We start from the raw sequence: 3,708 nt of genomic DNA on the forward strand, positions 1-3,708 counted from the left end.
GCCGCCCCGTACCCCCGCCTCCGACGAGTGGCGCTGCTCCCGGGGCACCGTGCTCATCACGGGCGGCACCGGCGCGCTGGGCGCCCACACCGCGCGCTGGTTCGCGGAGAAGGGCGCCGAACACCTGCTGCTCGTCGGCCGACGCGGTGCCGAAGCCCCCGGCGCCGAAGACCTGGCAGCCGAGCTCACCGCGCTGGGCAGCAAGGTCACGCTCGCCGCCTGTGACGCGGGCGACCGGTCCGCGCTTGCTTCCCTGCTCGACTCGATCCCGGCGGAACTGCCCCTGACCGCAGTCGTCCACAGCGCGGCGCTGCTGGACGACAGCCTGCTCGACACGCTGAGTGTCGGTCGGCTCGACCGTGCACTGCACGCGAAGTCCCGGGCCGCGACGAACCTGCACGAACTCACCCGTGACCTCGACCTCTCCGCGTTCGTGCTCTTCTCCTCCGTCGCCGGCCTTCTCGGCGGCGCCGGTCAGGGGAACTACGCCCCTGCCAACGCCTTCCTCGACGCCCTCGCCCACCACCGCCGTGCAGAAGGCCTGACAGCCGTCGCGATCCAATGGGGCCACTGGCACGGGAGAGGCCTCGGCGCCGCACAGGAAGAGCGCTTCGCACGCAGCGGCGTCGGCTCCATGGACCCCGAACTGGCGCTCCTGGCCCTGCAACAGGCACTCGAGGACGACGAGACCACGCTCGCCGTGGCGGACGTGCGGTGGGATCTGGCCGCCGGGCAGCACGCGACGCGCCGACCGAACCCGCTGCTCCGCGAACTGTCCTACGCCCATGAGACGGGCCAGGGAGCCGCCGGCCCGGCCGAGCAGGCGCCCGTACAGCAGTCGGCGCTCGCCGACCGGTTGCGGACCATGCCGGCACAGGACGGCCGTCGCCTGGTGCTGGACCTGGTCCGCGAGGAGGCTGCCGCCCTGCTGGGACACGGCTCCAGGGACGCGGTGCCGGCAGACAGAGCGTTCCTGGACCTCGGTTTCAGCTCGATCAGCGCGGTGGAGCTGCGCAACAGGCTCGACGCCGCAACTGGGCTCAGCCTGCCGACGACGCTCGTCTACGACTATCCGTCCTCAACCGCCCTGGCCCGCCACCTGCACTCCCGGCTGCGGCCGTCGGAGGTGAGCGGAAGCCCGGCCTCTCCTGAGATCCCTCAGGCCGATGTCGACGATCCGATCGCGATCGTCGGCATGAGCTGCCGGTTCCCCGGTGGTGTCACCTCGCCGGAGCAACTGTGGGACCTGCTGGCCCTCGGCGCGGACGGAATCTCCACCCTGCCGGAGAACCGCGGATGGGACCTCGGATCGCTCCACGACCCGGGCGCGGACTCCACCGGCATCGGCACCTCGGTCACACGCGAGGGCGGCTTCCTGCACGAAGCCGCGGACTTCGACGCCGAGTTCTTCGGCATCTCGCCGCGTGAGGCGCTGGCGATGGATCCCCAGCAGCGGTTGCTGCTGGAAGCGTCATGGGAGGTACTCGAGCGCGCGGGCATCGATCCTTCCGCGCTGGTCGGCAGCTCGACCGGAGTGTTCGCCGGTACGAACGGTCAGGACTACGCCCACCTCATGAGCGGCGCGGGCGAGTCGGTCGCCGGTTACGGAGCCACGGGCAGTTCCGCCAGCGTGCTGTCGGGCCGGGTCTCGTACACCCTCGGACTCGAGGGCCCGGCGGTGACGGTGGACACGGCCTGCTCGTCGTCCCTGGTCGCACTGCACTGGGCGATCCAGGCGCTGCGCTCGGGCGAATGCTCACTGGCGCTTGCCGGCGGGGTCACGGTCATGTCGACCCCCGGTGCGTTCGTCGAATTCTCCCGGCAGGGCGGCTTGGCACCGGACGGCCGGTGCAAGGCCTTCGCGGAGGCGGCGGACGGTACGGCTTGGGGCGAAGGCGTCGGGGTGCTGCTGGTGGAGCGGCTGTCGGACGCGCGGCGCAACGGGCACGACGTGCTCGCCGTCGTGCGGGGCAGCGCGGTGAACCAGGACGGCGCGTCGAACGGTCTGACGGCTCCGAACGGTCCGTCGCAGCAGCGGGTCATCAACCAGGCCTTGGCCAACGCCGGTCTGACCCCAAACCAGGTGGACGTGGTCGAGGCGCACGGGACCGGCACCAAGCTGGGTGACCCGATCGAGGCGCAGGCGCTGCTGGCGACGTACGGGCAGGGGCGGTCGGAGGTCCGGCCGCTGCTGCTGGGTTCGATCAAGTCGAACATCGGTCATACGCAGGCTGCTGCGGGTGTGGCCGGTGTGATCAAGATGGTGATGGCGATGCGGCACGGTGTGCTGCCGCAGACGTTGCACGTGGACGGCCCGTCGTCGCAGGTGGACTGGTCCGCCGGAGCGGTCGAGCTCCTGCGGGACTGTGTCGACTGGCCGGAGACAGGGGAGGCGCGGCGTGCCGCGGTGTCGTCGTTCGGGATCAGTGGCACGAACGCACACGTGATCCTGGAGCAGCCCTCCGGGACAGCGGTGGCGGATGCGGCCGGTCTCGCGGTGCCGAGTGTGCCGGTGGTGCCGTGGGTGGTGTCGGCGAAGACGTCCGAGGCGCTGGTCGCTCAGGTGGAGCGGCTTTCGGAGTTCGCTGCGGACCGGAATCCGGTGGATGTCGGATTCTCGTTGGCCACGACGCGTGCGGTGCTGGATCACCGGGCGGTGCTGATCGGTGACCGGACGGTCTCGGGTGCGGTGACGCAGGGGCGTACCGGTGTGTTGTTCTCGGGTCAGGGTGCGCAGCGGTCGGGTATGGGCCGTGAGCTGTACGAGTCCTACCCGGTGTTCGCGGATGCGTTCGATGCGGTGTGTGCTGAGTTGGACCGGCATCTGGATCAGCCGATCCGTGGCGTGGTGTTCGAGGGTGGTGAGCTGCTGGATCAGACGCAGTTCACGCAGGCCGGTCTGTTCGCGCTCGAAGTCGCGCTGTATCGCCTGGTGTCGGCGTGGGGTGTGAAGCCGGACTATCTGCTGGGGCACTCCATCGGTGAGCTGTCGGCTGCGCATGTGGCCGGTGTGCTGTCGCTGGAGGACGCGGCCAAGTTGGTGGCGGCGCGTGGTCGTCTGATGCAGGCGCTGCCGGCGGGCGGTGCGATGGTGTCGCTCCAGGCAGCCGAGGACGAGGTTCTGCCGCTGCTGACCGAGGGTGTGTCGATTGCAGCGCTCAACGGGCCCTCTTCGACGGTGGTTTCGGGTGACGAGGACGCTGTCCTGGCGATCGCCGCGCACTTCCAGGCGGAGGGCCGTAAGGCCAAGCGTCTGCGGGTCAGTCACGCGTTCCACTCGTCCCGCATGGACGCGATGCTGGACGAGTTCCGTGCGGTCGCGGAGACGCTGACCTTCCACCAGCCCACAATCGGGATCGTTTCGAACGTTTCCGGTCGGCTCGAGTCGGGCGAGGAGATCTGTTCGGCGGACTACTGGGTGCGCCATGTCCGTGAGGCGGTGCGTTTCCTCGACGGGATGCGGTCTCTCCGGGACCAGGGTGTGACCACGTACCTGGAGTTGGGTCCGGACGGGGTGTTGTCCGCGATGGGGCAGGACTGCGTCGAGGAGTCGGCGTTCGTGCCGGTCCTGCGCAAGGACCGCGAGGAGGCGCTCGCGCTCGTCACCGCCCTTGCCGAACTGCACGTGCGTGGGTCAGTGGTCGACTGGGCGGCGTACTTCGCCGGGACCGGCGCACGCCGCGTCGATCTGCCGACCTACGCCTTCCA

At 70.1% G+C, this 3,708-nt stretch carries 1 protein-coding gene; it reads left to right on the plus strand.

Translation table 11 applies throughout. The features are described from left to right. Positions 1 to 3,708 (plus strand): type I polyketide synthase (locus BFF76_RS20025; RefSeq protein WP_141695633.1); only part of this gene is annotated, 3,708 nt, incomplete at both ends.

The organism is Streptomyces mutomycini (assembly GCF_001700505.1).
GTDB classification, from domain to species: Bacteria; Actinomycetota; Actinomycetes; order Streptomycetales; family Streptomycetaceae; genus Streptomyces; species Streptomyces mutomycini.